This window comes from Pseudomonas sp. CJQ_9 (assembly GCF_043106615.1).
GTDB classification, from domain to species: domain Bacteria; phylum Pseudomonadota; class Gammaproteobacteria; order Pseudomonadales; family Pseudomonadaceae; genus Aquipseudomonas; species Aquipseudomonas juntendi.
In genome coordinates this window covers 44,162-62,128 of the sequence record NZ_JBICMS010000083.1, presented here as the reverse complement: position 1 = coordinate 62,128, position 17,967 = coordinate 44,162, and the positions used below count along the sequence as shown (strand labels likewise).

General features: G+C 56.1%; 18 protein-coding genes and 2 pseudogenes. 3 read left to right on the top strand and 17 right to left on the bottom strand.

Annotated elements, in window-relative coordinates; translation table 11 throughout:
• Window positions 1-61 precede the first annotated feature (61 nt).
• Together dddP and fdhA are read left to right on the top strand one after the other, a co-directional pair.
• Window positions 62-1,390 carry a dimethylsulfonioproprionate lyase DddP gene (gene dddP, locus ACF8SD_RS16400; RefSeq protein WP_392483820.1) on the top strand — a complete coding sequence of 443 codons (1,329 nt, stop codon included), beginning with the start codon at window positions 62-64 and terminating at the stop codon, window positions 1,388-1,390.
• A gap of 29 nt (window positions 1,391-1,419) precedes the next feature.
• On the top strand, window positions 1,420-2,622 hold the full coding sequence (gene fdhA, locus ACF8SD_RS16395; RefSeq protein WP_392483821.1) for a formaldehyde dehydrogenase, glutathione-independent: 1,203 nt from the start codon (window positions 1,420-1,422) through the stop codon (window positions 2,620-2,622).
• 212 nt (window positions 2,623-2,834) lie between these two features.
• Here the strand turns inward: fdhA and ACF8SD_RS16390 are convergent, their stop codons facing one another.
• The gene (locus ACF8SD_RS16390) at window positions 2,835-3,362 is read right to left on the bottom strand and encodes an autoinducer binding domain-containing protein (RefSeq protein ID WP_392483822.1); all 528 of its coding nucleotides are present in this window, start codon (window positions 3,360-3,362) and stop codon (window positions 2,835-2,837) included.
• Between the two features lie 265 nt (window positions 3,363-3,627).
• On the opposite strand from ACF8SD_RS16390, the gene ACF8SD_RS16385 reads away from it, so the two are divergent.
• Window positions 3,628-3,807 (top strand): hypothetical protein, encoded by a 180-nt coding sequence (locus ACF8SD_RS16385; RefSeq protein WP_392483823.1) that lies wholly within the window; start codon window positions 3,628-3,630, stop codon window positions 3,805-3,807.
• A 53-nt stretch (window positions 3,808-3,860) separates the two neighbouring features.
• Here ACF8SD_RS16385 and ACF8SD_RS16380 read toward each other — a convergent pair.
• The 16 genes and pseudogenes from ACF8SD_RS16380 to tssK form a co-directional block, all read right to left on the bottom strand.
• Window positions 3,861-4,124 (bottom strand): annotated as a pseudogene (locus tag ACF8SD_RS16380) (phage baseplate assembly protein V); the annotation flags it as partial.
• A gap of 16 nt (window positions 4,125-4,140) precedes the next feature.
• Window positions 4,141-4,659: pseudogene (locus ACF8SD_RS16375) on the bottom strand (ParA family protein); the annotation flags it as partial.
• Window positions 4,660-4,669: 10 nt separating this feature from the next.
• Window positions 4,670-4,888, bottom strand: coding sequence for a helix-turn-helix transcriptional regulator (locus tag ACF8SD_RS16370; protein ID WP_392483824.1), 219 nt, complete (start codon window positions 4,886-4,888; stop codon window positions 4,670-4,672).
• Window positions 4,889-5,490: 602 nt separating this feature from the next.
• Window positions 5,491-5,880, bottom strand: a complete 390-nt coding sequence (locus ACF8SD_RS16365; protein ID WP_173890324.1) for an SMI1/KNR4 family protein — start codon at window positions 5,878-5,880, stop codon at window positions 5,491-5,493.
• Window positions 5,877-7,001: a hypothetical protein gene (locus tag ACF8SD_RS16360; protein ID WP_173890322.1), complete on the bottom strand. Its 1,125-nt coding sequence runs from the start codon at window positions 6,999-7,001 to the stop codon at window positions 5,877-5,879. The genes ACF8SD_RS16365 and ACF8SD_RS16360 overlap by 4 nt, the downstream gene beginning before the upstream one ends.
• A gap of 4 nt (window positions 7,002-7,005) precedes the next feature.
• On the bottom strand, window positions 7,006-7,362 hold the full coding sequence (locus tag ACF8SD_RS16355) for a DUF4150 domain-containing protein (protein WP_173890320.1): 357 nt from the start codon (window positions 7,360-7,362) through the stop codon (window positions 7,006-7,008).
• 1 nt (window position 7,363) lies between these two features.
• The gene (locus ACF8SD_RS16350) at window positions 7,364-8,719 is read right to left on the bottom strand and encodes a DUF2169 domain-containing protein (RefSeq protein ID WP_392483825.1); all 1,356 of its coding nucleotides are present in this window, start codon (window positions 8,717-8,719) and stop codon (window positions 7,364-7,366) included.
• Window positions 8,720-8,733: 14 nt separating this feature from the next.
• Complete coding sequence (locus ACF8SD_RS16345; protein WP_218581694.1) at window positions 8,734-9,015, bottom strand: hypothetical protein; 282 nt, start codon at window positions 9,013-9,015, stop codon at window positions 8,734-8,736.
• 177 nt (window positions 9,016-9,192) lie between these two features.
• Entirely contained in the window at window positions 9,193-10,155 is a 963-nt protein-coding gene (locus ACF8SD_RS16340; RefSeq protein ID WP_173890317.1) for a hypothetical protein, read from the bottom strand.
• The gene (locus ACF8SD_RS16335) at window positions 10,156-11,247 is read right to left on the bottom strand and encodes a hypothetical protein (protein ID WP_173890315.1); all 1,092 of its coding nucleotides are present in this window, start codon (window positions 11,245-11,247) and stop codon (window positions 10,156-10,158) included.
• A gap of 2 nt (window positions 11,248-11,249) precedes the next feature.
• On the bottom strand, window positions 11,250-11,606 hold the full coding sequence (locus ACF8SD_RS16330) for a DUF4150 domain-containing protein (protein ID WP_392483826.1): 357 nt from the start codon (window positions 11,604-11,606) through the stop codon (window positions 11,250-11,252).
• Complete coding sequence (locus ACF8SD_RS16325; protein ID WP_392483827.1) at window positions 11,606-12,967, bottom strand: DUF2169 domain-containing protein; 1,362 nt, start codon at window positions 12,965-12,967, stop codon at window positions 11,606-11,608. The genes ACF8SD_RS16330 and ACF8SD_RS16325 overlap by 1 nt, the downstream gene beginning before the upstream one ends.
• A 14-nt stretch (window positions 12,968-12,981) precedes the next feature.
• Window positions 12,982-15,024 (bottom strand): type VI secretion system Vgr family protein, encoded by a 2,043-nt coding sequence (locus ACF8SD_RS16320; protein ID WP_392483828.1) that lies wholly within the window; start codon window positions 15,022-15,024, stop codon window positions 12,982-12,984.
• A gap of 71 nt (window positions 15,025-15,095) precedes the next feature.
• Window positions 15,096-15,620: an Hcp family type VI secretion system effector gene (locus tag ACF8SD_RS16315; RefSeq protein ID WP_173890308.1), complete on the bottom strand. Its 525-nt coding sequence runs from the start codon at window positions 15,618-15,620 to the stop codon at window positions 15,096-15,098.
• A 127-nt stretch (window positions 15,621-15,747) separates the two neighbouring features.
• Window positions 15,748-16,611, bottom strand: coding sequence for a type IVB secretion system protein IcmH/DotU (icmH, locus tag ACF8SD_RS16310; protein ID WP_173890306.1), 864 nt, complete (start codon window positions 16,609-16,611; stop codon window positions 15,748-15,750).
• 1 nt (window position 16,612) lies between these two features.
• Window positions 16,613-17,950, bottom strand: a complete 1,338-nt coding sequence (tssK, locus tag ACF8SD_RS16305; protein ID WP_392483829.1) for a type VI secretion system baseplate subunit TssK — start codon at window positions 17,948-17,950, stop codon at window positions 16,613-16,615.
• Window positions 17,951-17,967 lie beyond the last annotated feature (17 nt).

Here is a 17,967-nt window from a genome sequence, read left to right as displayed (position 1 = left end):
CAGGCGGTCGCGCAGCGGGTGCCAAGGTGAAATGACAAGAACATCAGGACAACCGTGAGCTATGGGAAGTACACCATTTTCCATTTCTGCCAATAGCCGACGTATCGATCCTTCCCGGCATCGTCCGGACGGCTCTTCAGCAAACAACGACCGTACTGAAATCGGCCCAACGCCATTGGCTTTCGCTGAATGGGCAGCATTATCGCTGGCGGTGCCCCATCTCCCGACGATGCGCGAGTATCGTCTGGGACGCCTGGTCCAGCAGCTCCAGGCCCGTGACGTTGCGGGCATTCTGTTGTTCGACCCGCTTAACATTCGCTACGCCACTGATACGACGAACATGCAGCTGTGGACCACTCACAACCCGGCCAGGGCCTGCTTTGTTTCTGCCAGTGGGCATGTGGTGCTGTGGGATTTCCATGGTTGCGACCACCTCTCGGCCCATTTACCCCTGGTCAGCGAGCTGCGTAGCGGAGCCTCGTTCTTCTTCTTCGAAACGGGCGATCGCACGGATCAGCATGCCAAGCGTTTTGCTGGGCAAGTGGATGAACTCCTACGCACGCACGGGGGCGCCAATCGTAGGCTGGCTGTCGATCGCATCGAGGTAGCCGGCCTTCGAGCACTTGATGCTCTCGGCGTGGAGGTTTGCAGCGGCCAAGAGGTAACCGAGTATGCGCGGGTCATCAAAGGGCCCGATGAGATCAAGGCCATGCGCTGTGCTGTGGCCGCCTGCGAAGCATCCATTCGCGAGATGCGCGAAACGATGCATGCGGGTGCGACGGAGAACGACGTCTGGGCAGCACTTCACGCAGGCAATATCCGTCGTGGCGGCGAGTGGATCGAAACGCGCATCTTGAGTTCTGGACCGCGCACCAACCCTTGGTATCAAGAGTCGGGGCCTAGGGTCTTGAGTGACGGAGACCTGGTGTCCTTCGATACCGATCTGATCGGTGTCTATGGCATGTGTGTAGATATGTCGCGTAGCTGGATCTGCGGGGATTTGCAGCCTACTGCAGAACAGAAACGGCTTTATCAGATCGCCTTCGAACACATTCATCACAACACCGAGTTGGTTCGTCCAGGTGTTGGATTCACTGAACTGACCAAGCTCGGTCATCGTCTGCCCGAATCATGCCGCGCTCAACGTTATGGCGTGATGTTCCACGGGGTCGGCCTGTGCGATGAGTATCCGTGCATCCGTTATCCCGAGGATGTCGAATCGTACGGCTATGAAGGCGTACTGGAGCCGGGCATGGCATTGTGCGTGGAGGCTTATGTCGGTGAGGTCGGGGGGCGGGACGGCATCAAGCTTGAAAACCAGTTGTTGGTCACGGATGACGGCTGTGAGGTACTCACGCGGTATCCATTCGAAGATCGATTTTTGCAGTGAACGAGTTTTACCAAAAAGAGAGGTAGTAGATGAGTGCAAATAACAGAGGTGTGGTGTACCTGGGCGCAGGGAAGGTCGAGGTGCAGCACATTGACTACCCGAAAATGCAGGACCCGCGCGGCAAGAAGATCGAGCACGGCGTCATTCTGAAAGTGGTCTCGACCAACATTTGCGGCTCCGACCAGCACATGGTTCGCGGTCGCACCACTGCCCAGGTCGGCCTGGTGCTGGGGCACGAGATTACCGGTGAAATCGTCGAAAAGGGCAGCGATGTCGAGCGCATGCAAATCGGCGATCTGGTGTCGGTGCCGTTCAACGTAGCCTGCGGCCGTTGCCGTTCCTGCAAAGAAATGCATACCGGTGTCTGCCTTACCGTCAACCCGGATCGCCCGGGTGGGGCTTATGGCTACGTCGACATGGGCGACTGGACGGGCGGCCAGGCGGAGTATGTGCTGGTGCCGTACGCCGACTTCAACCTGCTGAAATTGCCAGAGCGCGACAAGGCCATGGAAAAGATCCGTGACCTGACCTGCCTGTCCGACATTCTGCCGACCGGCTACCACGGCGCCGTTACCGCGGGCGTGGGCCCAGGCAGCACTGTCTACGTTGCCGGAGCCGGCCCGGTCGGCTTGGCTGCCGCCGCATCGGCCCGTCTGCTGGGCGCTGCCTGTGTGATCGTTGGCGATCTGAATCCGCTGCGCCTGGCGCATGCCAAGGCTCAAGGATTCGAAGTGGTCGATCTGACCAAGGACACCCCGCTTCACGAACAGATCGCCGATATTCTGGGCGAACCAGAGGTGGACTGCGCGATCGACGCAGTAGGTTTCGAAGCTCGCGGCCACGGCCACGAAGGCGCTAAACAGGAAGCGCCAGCAACCGTGCTCAACTCGCTCATGCAGGTTACCCGTGTAGCCGGCAAGATTGGTATTCCTGGCCTATACGTGACAGAAGACCCGGGCGCGCACGATGCTGCTGCAAAAATGGGGGCGTTGAGCATCCGCTTCGGCTTGGGCTGGGCGAAATCGCACAGCTTCCACACTGGCCAGACCCCCACGATGAAGTACAACCGTCAGTTGATGCAGGCGATCATGTGGGACCGAATCAACATTGCCGAAGTAGTCGGTGTGCAGGTGATCAGCCTGGATCAAGCTCCGGAAGGATACGGTGAGTTCGATGCTGGTGTGCCCAAGAAATTTGTTATCGACCCACACAAGATGTTCAGCGCGGCTTGATCGGGCAGGTTAGCTGACCGCAGCGTGAACACTGTGTGTCGCAGCGAGCCCCGCCTTCTTATACGGCCGGTGCATTGCAACAAATGAGCGCCGGGGCCACTGGGCCGCGGCGTTTACATTTGTGCATTCGCCAAATTGGCTTATCGGATTGATGGTAAAGCCAGGGCTTCAGTAAATTTGCAGCAGCACGGCACTTCACGCTCCGCATGTTTCTAACGGCCGCCGCATTCGCGCTTGGAGCGCAGCAAGGTGCGCAAGGCCGGCCCATGCCCGCGTTCAGCCAGGCTTGCCTCCCGGGCGGCGGCCAGGTGCAGGCGCTCTCCCAGCCACATGACCCACGCGGCTTTTTCGTAATGCTCAGTGATCGACACGCTGACGTGAGGGCGCAGCAGCGTCAGGCTGCTGTGGCCGTTACCGTCGTGTAGCGGCTGGATCCAGCCGTGACGTAGGCCCAGTGCATAAGCCGTCGCCCATGAGCCTGGGGCAGACTGGAATGCGTTTTCGCTCCACATCACGGGCATGTTCGAGTATTGGCGAGTGTCTGGTCGCAAGTCCAGAGCTGCCTGGACCAATTGCATACCCTGTGGCGGGAGGTTGCCTGCGCTGAGTTGATGGGTCTGGCTGCTAAAGGTGAAGCTGTAGAAGGGGAACGCCAGTTCTGCAGCGAGGTTAGGTAGCTGTTCAAGCAGCGCCGGCAGGTCTTGCAGGCGCTGCCAGTCAGCCGCTGTTCGGTTAATCATCGCACCTCCGTTCAAGGCCGTCCCGACGTGATCTGGAGGTGTTGTATCCAGGACGAAACTAGCCGTACAACGAGTATGAGCGTTAAATCCTACTCAATTGGTCAACTGTAGCGCCACAGCCGCGATCAAGCAAAGCGCCAGAATGTTGAACAGGGGCACATAACGCTGAGGTCGCGGAGTATGCGTGGGGAGGCGGTTTTTGCCTCGAAGTGCTTTGATCGGTGCCAGGGGCTTTCTCCTGCAAGCTGATGAACTGGCTGCCCTTGTGAACGATACGGCTCACGCGCCGATGATTCTGGGCCAATTGAAACGCTGGCTGTACAACGTTGCGGAGTGTGCGATCGAGCCATTTGTCATCGGGCGCAGAGCACGGCTGTTCATCGCTGCGCCCAAGGCCGCCAAGGTCAACGGCCAGGAGCTGTATGCGGCTACACTACCTACCTGAGCGCCTGCCTTATGCGTCGTTGGTCGCTGACTATGCCCTTCTGCCTGGAACTGGATTACGTCCTGGCCGATACGCGGGATGGCCATCGCTCCCCAATTGCCACCGGCCCAACCCTGGGATACCCGCACCCAGCAAGAGCTGAGTTTGTTGTTTGTTGCTTTCCCGGTCCTAGGGGAAGCTGACCATGACCCGGCCCCATTCATCGCAATAGATCTCCTCACCAGGCGGCCCGACGACGGTCGTCATGTGCGGGCCGTCCACACGGGGCTTTTCGAGCGGAGGGGGTACCACTCGGTTTTGCCGGGAACAAGTTGGGCGGTTTACTCATAGCGCGTGCCTTAATGGACGCCAGGTCCCTGAGCACTGCAGGGTGCCCCGGCTCAGTCCGCGGGCCGCGAGGATTTCCGGCGTAACCGGCGACAGCACCAGGTCGGACGCCAGAATCGCCATCTCCCGCAGTACGCTGCGTGCGCCCTGGGTGTCGATCAACAACAGGTCGTAGTGTGGCTGGAACAATGACAACAGGTTACGCTGCCGCAGGCGGCCATCCGGTGCATGCAAAAGCAGGGTGTTCAACTGGCCTTGCGCGTCATTCGACACCAACAGGTCCAGGCCCTCGATGGCGGTACGGCAGATCAGTTGCGAGCGGCTGGATTCGTTGTAGGCCAGCAGTTCGTAACACCCAGCCGGGGCCCGATGGGGTAGGGTGTAGTAGCTGGACAGGGTAGGCTGCACATCCACGTCCAACAGCAGCACTCGCAACCCGGCATCGGCGGCCAAGCCGCCCAGGTTGGCAGCGGTGGTGGTCTTACCCACCCCGCCTTTGGTCGAGGCGATCGCGGTCACATGCATGACAGGCCCCTCAGTCGCGTGGCGAAACGCGGTCGATCAGCCAGCGCTCGACCTCCAGGGAGTTCCAGCCGACCGTACGTACGCCAAGCTTGATGGGCTTGGGGAACTTGCCCTGGGCGATCAGCGCGTAGATGTGTGCACGCTTGAAGCCGGTTTTGCGCTCCACGTCGGGTCGGCGGAGGATGCGGTGTTCAGTGTCGAGCATCAAGGCCTGGATGGGCTGGGTCATCTTTGACTCTCCTGGGCGACCGTTGACGTCGATTGAGGATGTGCCCGCATTCAGCGCTTGCCGCAGCCACTGCGCAGCAAACAATGCGGAGCACGCACTCACCGGATAGATGACCGCGCCGCGCTCACAAGACGTTAAGCAGAAATCCCCTACGACTTATCCCGTTGTCTTCTGGCATCGATGCGCCGCTATCCAGCGACGAATGCCCTATCCAGCGCCCGCAGCCATATCGCGGCAAGACAAAAGGCGTTTGCCTGATGTTTGTGGGTATGGGTAACGTTCGCCTGTAGCGAGAATAGTTAGTCGGTTGTACCGCACATTATCTATCCGGTCACCTTTTTTTCCTAATGGCAATGTAAGTGTGTAGGGAGTATCAACTTGTCGTCATCGGGCGACAAGTTGAATGAGGAGTATTTCTCTACTCTGGCTTGTTACGCAGGCTAGTGATAATTCGGTTCCAGTACCGCACAGCCTCAAAGTGCTGCTGTCTCGTTAACCAGGTTTTGTTTTCAGGGTTTATCGGATCACCACCAACGATAGCGGGTTTAATCTCGAAGAGCTCCATGCCTTTAGGTCGTGAGTGCTTATTCTTGTCAATCATTTTAGTCCGCCAATTGAGCAAATAGATCGGGAAGGTCACTCGCTACCGAGATGGCATACTGACGATCCATTCCTATAAAGGGAATCCGAACTATCGGCAGTGCTGCATTCAATGTGTCAAATCCATAACCTTCCCCTCCGCCGTTAGAGGCGAACAAAAATATACCTGGCGCATAAGTCTCGACCTCATATTCGCGATTGAAGTCGACTACTTCTTCTGCCTTCCAGAAAATTATGTAATTGTCGCCAATGAATCCTTCGCCACCATCGTGCTTTCTAAGGAATTCAATATAACTCTCGGGTAGTGTCGCTGCCAAGTTTTTTGATAGATTGTCAATGGTCGAGATTTCAGCTGGACCATTGAGTTGTCCCTCTGTTAGGTCGTATTTCATGGTTTTTCTCCTAAGTCTTTCTGCAATTGATTCCACCAAGGAGTTACCTGCTGCCGATGAACATCCCGAGGTAGGATAACTTTATTGGCCGGGTCCGCTGGACTTCCCCCAAATTTTACTGGATTTATTTCATGCACGTCCACAGGCTTACCTACGAGGCCTTGTTCTCGGCGAAGAGCTCTATTGGCCTTATTGGCAGCCTCTCTGGCGGAATTGTACTCCGCGCCCTCCAGTAATCTGAATGGCCCTTGCGGTACGGGGACGCCCGTTGGATAGCCTGTCCAATCTGAAATTGAAAAACTTCCGTCCGGTGTATCGTTAGAAAAACGAGGCGAGGCATCTTCAGCAGCACTGGTAGCAGTAGCTTTTGCACCATCCTTGCTATTGGATGCCACGCCATCTGCGCGTTTTATAGCATGCTCGGAGCCTTCCTTAGCTGTCTTTTCAGCGGCTTCCTTAGCGGATCGGTTTGCCATTTCATTGGCGGCCTTGGCCGACGCTTCCGCAGCCGCTTTCGTGCCATATCGTCCGACTTTGCCTGCCGTACCCACGTAACCCACGAACGGAATAGCTGAAAGCAATGACAAGGCTGCGCCCGCATAATCCCCCCGAGAAAGGCTGATGCCCGCGTTGGCAACATCGGCAAACTCACCTATCACTGGAATCAGGCCAACAATATCCAGCCCCAGCTGAAGGCCGTCCAGCATCTGCGCGCCCGTTATGCCTTCTTCCGGTGTCTGGATCTCCACGTCAGCATTTGAGTCATCAGCAGTTTTACCCATCGCGGGCGTTTCCCCGTTTACGCGCCCCAGCGTGTTGCCGTTGGGCGACGTGATGGCGCCACTGTTGCCTGCGAATGGGTAAAGTTCAGTGTAGGTCGGTATGTCCTGTAAGTCTGCCAGTTCTCTGTGAAACGCCTCCTGGCGCAACGCTTCGTATTCTTCCTCGTTGAGTTCTAGGGCTTTGCCCCACTCGTTGGCCCCATCGGCAAAGTCCACCAGCACTTTGCCGGCGCCATCAGTCTGCACAAACATCCTGTCTGGGCCGTTTGGCAGCTTACGTAGCGATACTTCCTGTACCTGGACATGCAGCGTGTCCAGTTGAATGGGTTGCTCACTCATGGCATCAACTTCCATTCATCCAGAACAGGTCCCCATGGCGAACCAAGTGACAGCCTTCCGCACGCACTGAACTGCTGTGCTCCAACGGGTGGCATTTGCCTTCGACGGTATCGCTCTTGACGCCTTTGGCTTGGCCAGCGGCGTCACCGATGGTCTTGGGAGTGAAACTGCGCTTGTAGACAACCACCGGATGGCCATTAGCACGCACGCTTTTCGCCACACCGGTGCTGGTATTCAGCTCTGCCGTGACCGGATAAGGCACGGGTGGAACGCTGCTGCCCATCGGTGTTTTGCAAACGTCTGGCGCGATGCTGATGACCGTCCATTTAGTCTGCTGCCGAGCCATTACGTTATCGGCCATATCAGACGTGCTCCCCGCTGCGGTGTGGGGCGCGCCGAATGATGGGAGCGTCGGGATTGGTTTCAAAACGCGCTTCGAGCACGCGAATATCAAGCGAATTGGACAGGCTGATGCGGTGCGTCATCGACAGGGTCATGGCATCGGTGTCAATGCGCAATGTGTCGGTGAGCATTGGCAGCGGCAGCATTCCGCCGTTGGTCATGCGCATGAGCACGAAGGGGCGGTGACCTGGGAGCTGGACTTCACAGTGCCCATCCTGGCTCAGGGATGGATCAATCAGGTTGAATAGGGCAACGCGTGCATCTGGTGTAGGAAAAGCAACTTGCTGGTCAGCCGGGGCTCCGTTCCAATAGCCAAAATCGAAGTCCTGTGGCAGTCCCGGCCAGTGGTTGTCTTCCCAACTTTCGTCATAAGTGCCAGCAAGTGCCAAGCGCGGTGCCCAGGCGCGACCAACGATGCCGAAGCCGGCCGGCCTGCAGCCATAAGAGGCCGCCACCTCCGCCATGGCAGTGGCATTTAGCGGGCCAGCTGGATGCTGCGAGCGCAACAGGCGCTCGATGGGGGCGTCCAAATGCTCGATCTGGGGCGCCGACAGGCTGGCGAGCTTTTCGCCGGTCTGCTCGTAATGCAGCTTTTCATGGCGATGCTCCAGCCAGCCACAGCCCAGCGGATTACTGAAGCACACTTCGTTGAGCAGGAGCTCCGAGGCGTTGGAGTTATGCCTATATTCGGGATTGGCGAACTGGCTGGTGCCTCCAAAAGCATGTTCCCAGCGCAGAGGAACGCGCGTGGCAAGTTCTGGATCGGTGAGATGCCAGCCGAAGAAGTTATGATGAAACTCTCGTGGACCGTTGAAACGCAGGGTCTTGTCCAGTAACACGATTGGCGTGAGCTGTTCTCTGTTGCGACGGCGAACTTCCAGCACTTCTGCCTGGTGCGCCTGCAATTCATCGGCGGTCAGATAAACATTCGGCGCGCGCTTCGGGGAGGGCGGATCAGGGATTACTTGTTTGGGACGGGTCGATGTAACACGGACACCGGCTTCCCACGAAGTTGCAGGTTGTCCTGCCGGTGCATGCGAATGGCCGACGACGATGACATCGCAGCGGGGCTTGAATGGCGCCAGGTCGCTCTCTTCGAATACAGAACTGCTGCCGATTTCTGCATAGTAGGTATCGGCCATGCAAAGCGGCACGGGTTCGTCATCAATGACGATGGCTCGGAGTTTGCCAGGACAGCCCTCAAACGGTTCAAGTCGATAACCGACCTTCATGGCTATGACAGGATGTTCCTGACCGTCGGGCGCGAGCGCACTGAAGCACATGACGTCAAACGGCGTCAGGTTGCGAAAATCCATCTTGGGTTATCCCTTCAGTTGAGGTCGACATCCTTGCCGTTGATTTGCACAGGCCCTGTGGCACTGAAGTCAAAGTTGCTGCCATTGATCAGCACGGTTCCGTCGGACTTCATGACCAACGAGGCCTTTCCTACCGTGATGCTGAGTTCGTCGCCTGCTGTGATGTTGAAGCGGTTGCCAACGATTACGGACTTGTGGATGCCTACCTGTTCGCTTTGGCTAAGACCAACTGTCGTGTTCATTGCCGCACCGACACTGACCTGGTAGCCCGCGCCAATGGTCAATGCCTTGGTCAATGCGATGGTCTCGGTCTTATGTGGATAAAGCCTGCTTTTCAGGAGTGAGGTCGTGCTGTTAATCGGGCGCCTACAGTGAGTAATGTTGTAATGTGGTTTGGTATTGTGAAATTATGGTGGTATTTGTACGTACTGCCAGTGCATAGTGATGCCTCTGCACTGGCTTGAAAGATAAGGTTAGTTGTTGTCAATGTGATTAATCAACTTCCAGGTGGTTCCATCGTATCTAATTAATTTTTTAGATCCTAATGCCCAAAGTGTTCCATTCTTTGTCTCTATTGAGTCGATCTCAATGATTTTCTCGGGCAGATTGACCTTTAGTATTTTGCCATAACGCATGTTGTATAACCCGTCGCTTGCGCCAATGTAATATTCATTCTCAAGATTTGCTATAGAATAAAAGTCACAGTCAAGCGTCTTTCGGTAAATTGCTTGAAAGCCATTTATGGCGTTCCCTTTTAGAATGGTGCCATTTGATCCGGCAACCCAGACCTCGCTCTCCGACTGAATAAATATGCCGTACAGGCATGCCCTGGTTACGGGGGGGAGTATTGACCAACTGATTCCGTTGTAGTGAGCAATGAAACCTTCGCTTCCAACAATGTATATATCAGATTGGTGCAGTCCGTGAATATCAATCAAGTCTAAGGGAGTAGCGATGGCAGTGAGGGAGCTGGGGCTTTTGTCTCTGATTCCGGCATCAAAGCGCTCCCACTTTTCTTTTTGCCTCTTGTATACCTGCCCGGCATACCCGCATGCGTATAGCGCATCTCCTATATGTCTAATGCGAGTCATATAGCCTCGGCTCTCCTCTATGTGACCGAGGCCGGCACCTTTGATTTTTTCTATTCTGATTCCTGCGGAGCTATAGAGTTCGACATCACCCTGCTCGCTTAGCGAACAAACGTGCCGGGGAGTTGTGGGATTCGCAGGAACTAAACAGGTAGATATCACTGCCCAACCCGGTAGGTCGTGATGGAACCATTGATTGGAGGGTGTCGCACTATCGTCATAAATAAACATTCTTGTGAAAATTATGTCGCTGGCTAGATTGTCTAGCGTGCCAGTCATGTAATATATGGTTTCGCTTATCGCGGTCCCGGCCAGCATCGTGATGCTGGAATTGTTTGTTTTTTTCATTCAAAGTGGTCCTGTGCCTGAATTGGATTTTGAGCCAACTGACTCTACAGGAATGGTTTTAGTAATATGTCCATATGGGTCGGCTCTGCCTATGAAGTCAAGCTGCAATCCTTTGGATTGGTGATAGCCTCTAAGCTGCGCTAATAGGTTGGCTTCATTGCATTTTGTTACTCTGCTGACTGCTCTGGCGCCGATTTCTTCTAATATAAGCAGTGGGGCGGTACCCCTCGGTGAGTTGAGTAGACCCACAGCCTGTTCTTCCGGATCGTAAATTCGATGAATTCTACCATGCTCACCTGTCCGATCTTTGCCCTGAACGCATATCACTAACCCATCATTTTTGGAAATCCCACCAGGAATTCGCGTCCTTGAGCCTAATCGAAAAACACGGTCTGGGACGACATGGTGGCCGGTCAGGGGCGGGGGACATGTCGGTCTTCCTTTAATTTTATATGGGCGGAGTATGCAGCGCGGGTCTATAACACGCTTGCCTTTTCCTCCATCTCGTAACCTAGCCGTTATTTTGCTGAATTTTCCGCCAGTTTTTCCAATGAGTACTCCACCTTTAATGAGTCCCCCAGCAAACGGAATCATTGCTGCGGCAGATGCCATTGCTTCAGTGTAATTCCCCCGTCCTATGCTCATGGCAGCGTTAGTGCCCCCAGCAATTGTTCCGATCCCAGGGATAATGCTTAACAAGTCAAGACTCAGTTGTATATTGTTGAGTGTGTTGTCTTCAGAGTTGAGCTCAGGATCTAATTCTTCATCGATAGGGGGGTTGTAGTCGCTGTTTTTCTTGTTGGATAAGTCGACTAAGCCTATGACTCGACCTACAGTGTTTCCATTGGGGGTTGTTCCTATATGCTCATCTTTCGTTGTTCTCGGCGGTGCGTAGTCGGGCAATCCATATTCTGGGACGTCTGCGCGAAATTTTGTATATTCTTCGTAAGACAGGTGCTCTCTGGTTGTTAGTATTTTTCCGTTCCAGAATTGAACGACTACGGCATTACCTTCTTGATAGGTGGCGATACTGTGCGTATCGCTTATGTATTGTTGGAACTTACTGATTTTAATTTCTAAAGGTTCGTCCATGACTACGACCCATTCATCCAAAATAGATCATTGTGGCGGACGACCAATTTCCCCTCGGCGCGCACTGTGCTGCTCTTTTCTTGCGGATAACATTTGCCACCAACGGTATTGCTCACGATCCCTTTCGCCGCACCTGCCTGATCCCCCTCAGTTTTAGGTACGAAGCTCATGTCATATACGACAATTGATTTGCCGTTGACACGCACGGATTTCGCTACGCCAGTTGCTATCTTCAGCTCAGCAGTGACGGGATAGGGAACAGGCGGGGTCGCGCCACCCATGGGAGTTTTACAAACATCGGGGGCGATGCTGACGACTCTCCAGTTTTCTTGTTTACGAGCAAGTATATTCTCTGCCATCAGCCTCTCACCCCTTCAGTTAGTTTTGTGGGGCGGGCGCGTTTTATGAGTGGGGCTGTGGGGTCGATCTCGAACCTGGCTTCCAGTGCACGGATAGGTTCGGTAGAGGGAAGACTGATTCGATGAGTCAACGACAAACTCATTTCGTCTGTGTCGATAACCAGGGTGTCTGTGAGTAAAGGAATGGGAATCAGCGCACCGTTGTGAAGCCGTGCCAGCAGAAATGGACGATGACCTGGTAATTCAATGACCAGACGACCGTTGTGGCCGTTTTCATGTGAGGTCAGGTTGAACAATTCGATCTGTACATCAGGCCTCAAGAAGGCTGTTTGCTGATCTTCAGGAGCACAGTTCCAATAGCCAAACTCAAAGTCGGCAGGGAGGCCAGGCCAGCGAGTGTCCCGCCATTCATCATCATAGGTGCCCGCGAGGGCAAGGCGTGGCGCCCAAGCGCGCCCGACTACTCCAAACCCTGCTGGCTGGTGAGTGAGCGCTCTGGATATCTCGGCCATCTCTTTAGCCGTGACATCACCATCGGGCTGATGGCTACTTGCAAGTTTGGTAATGGGGTCATTGATTTGTTCAATCTGAGGAGCCAGCAAGGCCTCTATCGGCTGCTCAATTGAGTTCGCGAACTCTAAGTGACGAGGGTCGACCCATCCCTGGCCCAGTGGATTGCTATAGCAAACCTGATTAATGATATGAGGCTCAGAGGCACGATCAGGAAATTGAGGGTTATGCAAAATGCTTGAACCGCCAAAAGCGTATTCCCATTGCAGTGGTACGCGCTCGGCAAGTTCTGCTTCAGTCACATGCCACCCTGTAAACAGGCCTGGCTTGAAGATCCGAGGCCCGGTGAAGCGGAGCCGCTTGTTCAACAAGATATTGCGAGTTGGGGCATTAGCGCGGCGCAGTGTTGCCTCCGCTTGTGCATCCCGCCATGCATATAACTGTTGCTCGGTCGGAGGTCCGTCAGCAGTGGACGATTTTGGTGATGCAATATTTATCTCTACTGGCGCCGCAGGTTCGCTCAAGCGAATACCAGCAGTCCACGAGCGCGCAGCTTCCATGCCTGGTGCATAGGTATGTCCATTGACAATAACATCACAGCGAGGTTTGAAAGGTGCTAAATCACTCTCTTCCTTGACGCTACTGCGCCCTTCCTCGCCATAGTATTTATCGGCTAGGCAAAGTGGAACAGGGTCATCATCGATTACTTCAGCGGAAAAGCTCCCTGGTTTCTTGGCAATGGGTTGTAGTCGATAGCCAACTTTCATCACAATCACTGGGTGCTCTATATCCAGTTTGCTGAGCGCACTGAAGCACATGACGTCAAACGGCGTCAGGTTGCGAAATTCCATCCTGGGTTACCCCTTCAGTTGAGATCGACATCCTTGCCGTTGATTTGCACAGGCCCTGTGGCACTGAAGTCAAAGTTGCTGCCGTTGATCAGCACGGTTCCGTCGGACTTCATGACCAACGACGCTTTGCCAACCGTGATGCTGAGTTCGTCGCCTGCTGTGATGTTGAAGCGATTGCCAACGATTACGGACTTGTGAATACCCACCTGTTCGCTTTGGCTAAGACCAACTGTCGTGTTCATTGCCGCACCGACACTGACCTGGTAGCCCGCGCCAATGGTCACTGCCTTGGCCAATGCGATGATCTCGGTCTTGTTGGCACCGATGGTCACGCTACGGTTGGCGCCAATGCTGATGGTTTCGTTCTTGCCAACGTCTTCGGTGCGGTGGTCGCCGATGGAGACGGTTTCGTTATGGTCCACCCGCTCGCTGCGGTCATTGCCGACGAAGGTGGTTTCGTTGTGTTTGACGACGTTGTTCTGGTCCTTCTCCGCATGGATAAATACTTCCTGCCGACCCAGCTCGTCCTCGAACCGCAGCTCGTTGAAGCCATCGCCCTTGTGGGTCTGGCTCTTGATGGTCATGCGTGTTTTGTGGTCGGGCAGGTCGTAGGGCGGCAGTTGGTTACCGCAATACGTACGCCCGGTAATCATCGGCTGGTCGGGGTCGCCGTTGACGTACTGGATGACCACGTCTTGGCCGATGCGCGGGATGGCCATCGAGCCCCAACTGCCACCTGCCCACCCTTGGGATACCCGCACCCAGCAGGAGCTGAACTCGTCGTTGTTGCTCTCCCGGTCCCAGGGGAAGCTGACCTTGACCCGGCCCCATTCGTCGCAGTAGATCTCCTCGCCCGCAGGGCCGACCACGGTTGCCATGTGCGGGCCGTCCACGCGGGGTTTTTCGAGCGGAGCAGGGCGCCATTCGGTTCTGCCGGGTACCAGCTGGGCGGTTTGCTCATAGCGCGTGCTTTGATCTACGCCGCCTGCTTCTTCCTGGAGGCTGGTGAACTGGCTGCCCTTGTGAACCACGCTGTTCACACGCCAATGCACATTTAGGTCGTCGCGAGTGTGGCCTGTGAGTGTGAAGCTCAGGCCAGGCTGCAGCCTGACGTCATCGCCCTGCACCTGCGCGATGCGCACATCATGGCGCAGGGCGGTGATACGGTTTTCGGTGAACGGCTTGCCCACGGCATCGCGCTTGTAGCGGCCGGGGTAGTCGAAGCGCTCGTAGTCGCTGGACTGGTGTTCCAGGAAAGCGCCTGAAGCACGGTGTTCCTGGCGATACGCCGGGTTGGTGAAGGTGTAGTCGCGTTGTACCTGTCGCGAGGTTCTGACGTGCTCGCTGTAGCAAAAGCGCCGCAGGCAAGGCCTGGCCTGATCGCCACCACTGTCGGGCTGATACAGCACGGTATCGGGGTCGATAACGTCTTCGCCGTCGAAGAAGCCTTCGTCACCGTTGTCGGTCTTGAGCGCCCCATGGCTGATCAGCCCCAGGGATAGCAGCTGATCCGTGATGATCAGCTTATGCAGGGTTTCACTGTGCTCGAAGCGATAGACGAAGCCTTCTTCGGCCGCCAGGCGGGCGATGAAGGCAAGGTCAGTCTCGCCCGCTTGTACACAGAACTCGCGCACTTGGTGATCCATGCCCGAGCGAAGCTCGTATTGATCGATGCCCTGACGCTTGAGCATCAGCTCAAGAATCTGCGGGACGGTCTTTTGCTGAAAGATCCGCCAGTTTGAGCGAAGCCCGGCGCGCGCCAGGATGGGCTCTACCAAGGCGTGATAGTAGGTACGGTAGAAGCCGCTTTCGCCCTGGCTGAATCGGCTGACCAAGCCGTGCACGTAACGCACCGGTCGATCTATATCCCAAATAGTGAGCAGCACCGGTTTGTCGAGCAGGTGGCCGAAGTCGATATCGTTTTCAAAGCTGATCAATGTCAGCTCCAGTTCGAAAAGCGTGCTGATCCCCTCCCTGAGTTCAAATGACACCACTTCAAATTCAGCTTTGCCAACCAGAGGTTGGAAGCTGTAACGCAAATCAGATTGGTAGGACATGGGCATTCTAATCCGCAGTTCGAAGTTCTAAAAACCGGGCAGTATTACTGCCCGGCTTTCGCCTATTCAGGTCAAGCGGCGGATTCAATGGGTTTGCGCCAGTCGTCAATAGCCGACGTCCCGGCTACTTTGTGCTCCCAACTGATCTTGCGGTAACTGATCGATACCTCGATGAGCTGCGTGTAATTAGCGTTATCCGGATTCTGTGCATGCGGCAGCACGGAGTTAATGTCTACGATGACGCCGTCAACCAACTCGGTAGTGAAAAAGTGCTCCTGCTTTCCCTCACTCGATGTGCGATACCAACGAATGGTGGTTATTGGTAAAACCTCGCCCGTTACCAGTGCTTGATACAGCAACGGGACCGCCTTGTTCAGTGCGCATGTGAATTTGAACGGTTTGTGAACGCGCTGCCCGGCAGGCTGCCCACTTTGAGGGTCTGTCGGCACGGTTACTCTGTGATTTATTTCTTGAGCTAGAATTTCGTTCTCGTGGCCCTCCACGTAGACGTTTCCGACTGAGTCTGGTGTGAACGCTTTGGCAGTGATAAGGCCTTGAGTGGTGCCTTCAATTACGATGTAAGCGGGTGTTGGCATGGCAGTTTTCTCCTGCGTCCATGTGGAAAAGCACGCGCACAAGCGGCTGCGTGGCCATCGGAATCGATGGGCTTTTTCAACGGGGCAAATGCCCCATCAATTCATTGAATTCGCGTGTGCCGCTTGTTTACTGCTGCAAGATGCCGTTGAGTGACTGCAGCACCTCATGGGTGATCAGGTGCAGGCGGTAGCTGTAGATGCCGTAGGCCGTGGCCATCGCAAGGGCTGAAAGCACCAGAGGGCCCCACCAAGGCCATTGCCGGTTCATGCGGAAGTTGCGCGGGGCAACGTTGGTGTAAGGGTCGCAGACCGTTGTCGGGGTAGGCCCACGTAGCTCCCGGATGATTGCGTGGAGTTGGTGAATGAGGGTATTCAACGTTTCGTCGCCCTTGGGGGCGAGGGCATACTTGCCTTTAAGCCCCAGGCACAGAATGAAGTACATGAACTCCAGCACGTCCTGGTACCGCTGGGGTTCTTGCATCAGGCGCGAGATCACGGTGAAGATCTTTTCGCCGCCAAAGGTTTCGCTGTGGTAGATGCTGAGCAGGGGCTCCTGGCTCCAGAGGCTTGCCTGGCCCCACGGCCTTTCCATCACGGCTTCATCGATGAACAGGCACAGGCCATAGGAATACGCCAAAAGTGGCGTGGTCTCGTAGCCATGCTGACGCAGCTCTTGCTGGATATTTTCGATCTGGTTGCGCACCTGCCGGTGCACCTGTTCGAGGTTGGGCAGTGTATCGAGCGTGCGGATGCGCATGACCAAGCCGAGCAAAGGGGCGGCGGCGTCCAGCATCACGTTGCTGTAGCCGCCTCGCAGTTGGAAATCCGGATCGGCTGGGTAGCCTTCACCCGCCGGATCGGGTTCTGCCGTGGGTGTCGAGCATCCTGCACCCTTGGTGGCTGCAGTTTTTTCAAGCATCCAGCGCAGCTGCTCAGCTTTCATAGGTGCGCGGCCATCACCTGGTTGGTCGTTCGCGTTGTTCGCGTGCATTTCACTCGCTCCTGATCGCCCAGAACTGCAATTCGAGCCCCGGGAATTCCCCGGCGATATGAATCCCGAAACCGCTGGCCGTGTTCATGCAGGCCCAGGCCGGGTCGCGGCGGTCGAGCCCGAAATAGCTGAAGCCTGCATGGAAGGGCAGCTCGCGCGGCGCGACCGGCAGCGGCTGTAGCGCAATACCGGGCAGTTGCTTGTGCACCAGGTCATTCAAGGTTTCCAGGGACGTGACCTTGGCCTTCTGCATGAACAGTTGGCGCAAGGTCGGCGGCGGCATGTCTGCACGCACGGCAAGGATGAAGTCCGCGTCATCGATCAGGCGGCGGTCTTCGAGCGTCGTCGTCATTACCCCGTAGTCCAGCGCGTTAAGGGGTAGAGAGACCGCCCGCGGTTGCAGGACCGTACCCAGGGCGCGGCGCAACGTGTCCTGCAGGGGTTTGAACGACGCACGCAATGCGCTGTGCTGGTAGGCGGGGTACTCAGCAGGCAGCCGGCTTTCGTCGGTGAAGGTCACGAACTCGCCGCAGGCCTGGCTCATGTGCAGGTACAGCTGCTCAGGGTGTGTCTGCCCCTGCCTGGCCAGGTGCTGGAAGCACGGCCACCAGCGGTTCATGGCTTGCAACAGGTTGAAGTCGCGGATATCGGCGATGCCGGATTGGCCAGCAGCACCGATTCGGCTGGCCAGGTTGCGTGAGCGCTCGCGCAGGGTGTTGGTGATTTCTTCGAGGTAACGCTGCAGTGCGGGCACAGCCCGTACCGAGACGCTGGTTGGGTAGAACCCTTCGTCGAGTTGCAGGCTGCCATCGGGTCGCCGCTCCAGAATACGTGCCAGTGCCAGGCGGGTGTAGGCGCTGCTGTCGTCAGCCTTGCGCTTGAGTTGCAGGTTGGGCACTGCCAGATCGACCTGGGCCAAATCGCCATCGGCGCTGTGGGTGTCCTTGATTTCCTGGGGCTGGGCGCTGTAGCGGAAATTGGCGGCGTTGTCGGGCCAACTCACCTCTCGACCGCCCTCGGTGCGCAGCGGCAGGCACAGGTAAACCTCGCTGTCCTTTGCGCCGTCGTCGTCGATTTCCAGCGGCGGCGGCGGCGGCAGGTCTGCCGGGATGTCGAACACCGTACCGTCCGGCATGATGCCGCGGGCGCGGGTGATCGCGACCTTGCCCAGGCTCAGGTATTCCTCGTTCAGTTGCAGCTCGCTGAAGCCATAAAAGGCCGCGTTCAGGCTGGCAAAACGTTGGTGCTGGGCTGCTTCAGCGGCGCGGGTAGCTTGCTGGAAATGCTGCGGTTTGACGAACAGGCCTTCAGGCCACAGGACGGGGTTACGTGAACTCATGAGCGCTCCGTGTCAGC

What these genes read in the sequence shown, in the direction of transcription:
- dddP (WP_392483820.1), top strand. Translation starts at nt 62, where the DNA reads ATGGGAAGTACACCATTTTCCATTTCTGCCAATAGCCGACGTATCGAT.
- fdhA (WP_392483821.1), top strand. Translation starts at nt 1,420, where the DNA reads ATGAGTGCAAATAACAGAGGTGTGGTGTACCTGGGCGCAGGGAAGGTC.
- ACF8SD_RS16390 (WP_392483822.1), bottom strand. Translation starts at nt 3,362, where the DNA reads ATGATTAACCGAACAGCGGCTGACTGGCAGCGCCTGCAAGACCTGCCG.
- ACF8SD_RS16370 (WP_392483824.1), bottom strand. Translation starts at nt 4,888, where the DNA reads ATGACCCAGCCCATCCAGGCCTTGATGCTCGACACTGAACACCGCATC.
- ACF8SD_RS16365 (WP_173890324.1), bottom strand. Translation starts at nt 5,880, where the DNA reads ATGAAATACGACCTAACAGAGGGACAACTCAATGGTCCAGCTGAAATC.
- ACF8SD_RS16360 (WP_173890322.1), bottom strand. Translation starts at nt 7,001, where the DNA reads ATGAGTGAGCAACCCATTCAACTGGACACGCTGCATGTCCAGGTACAG.
- ACF8SD_RS16355 (WP_173890320.1), bottom strand. Translation starts at nt 7,362, where the DNA reads ATGGCCGATAACGTAATGGCTCGGCAGCAGACTAAATGGACGGTCATC.
- ACF8SD_RS16350 (WP_392483825.1), bottom strand. Translation starts at nt 8,719, where the DNA reads ATGGATTTTCGCAACCTGACGCCGTTTGACGTCATGTGCTTCAGTGCG.
- ACF8SD_RS16340 (WP_173890317.1), bottom strand. Translation starts at nt 10,155, where the DNA reads ATGAAAAAAACAAACAATTCCAGCATCACGATGCTGGCCGGGACCGCG.
- ACF8SD_RS16335 (WP_173890315.1), bottom strand. Translation starts at nt 11,247, where the DNA reads ATGGACGAACCTTTAGAAATTAAAATCAGTAAGTTCCAACAATACATA.
- ACF8SD_RS16330 (WP_392483826.1), bottom strand. Translation starts at nt 11,606, where the DNA reads ATGGCAGAGAATATACTTGCTCGTAAACAAGAAAACTGGAGAGTCGTC.
- ACF8SD_RS16325 (WP_392483827.1), bottom strand. Translation starts at nt 12,967, where the DNA reads ATGGAATTTCGCAACCTGACGCCGTTTGACGTCATGTGCTTCAGTGCG.
- ACF8SD_RS16320 (WP_392483828.1), bottom strand. Translation starts at nt 15,024, where the DNA reads ATGTCCTACCAATCTGATTTGCGTTACAGCTTCCAACCTCTGGTTGGC.
- ACF8SD_RS16315 (WP_173890308.1), bottom strand. Translation starts at nt 15,620, where the DNA reads ATGCCAACACCCGCTTACATCGTAATTGAAGGCACCACTCAAGGCCTT.
- icmH (WP_173890306.1), bottom strand. Translation starts at nt 16,611, where the DNA reads ATGCACGCGAACAACGCGAACGACCAACCAGGTGATGGCCGCGCACCT.
- tssK (WP_392483829.1), bottom strand. Translation starts at nt 17,950, where the DNA reads ATGAGTTCACGTAACCCCGTCCTGTGGCCTGAAGGCCTGTTCGTCAAA.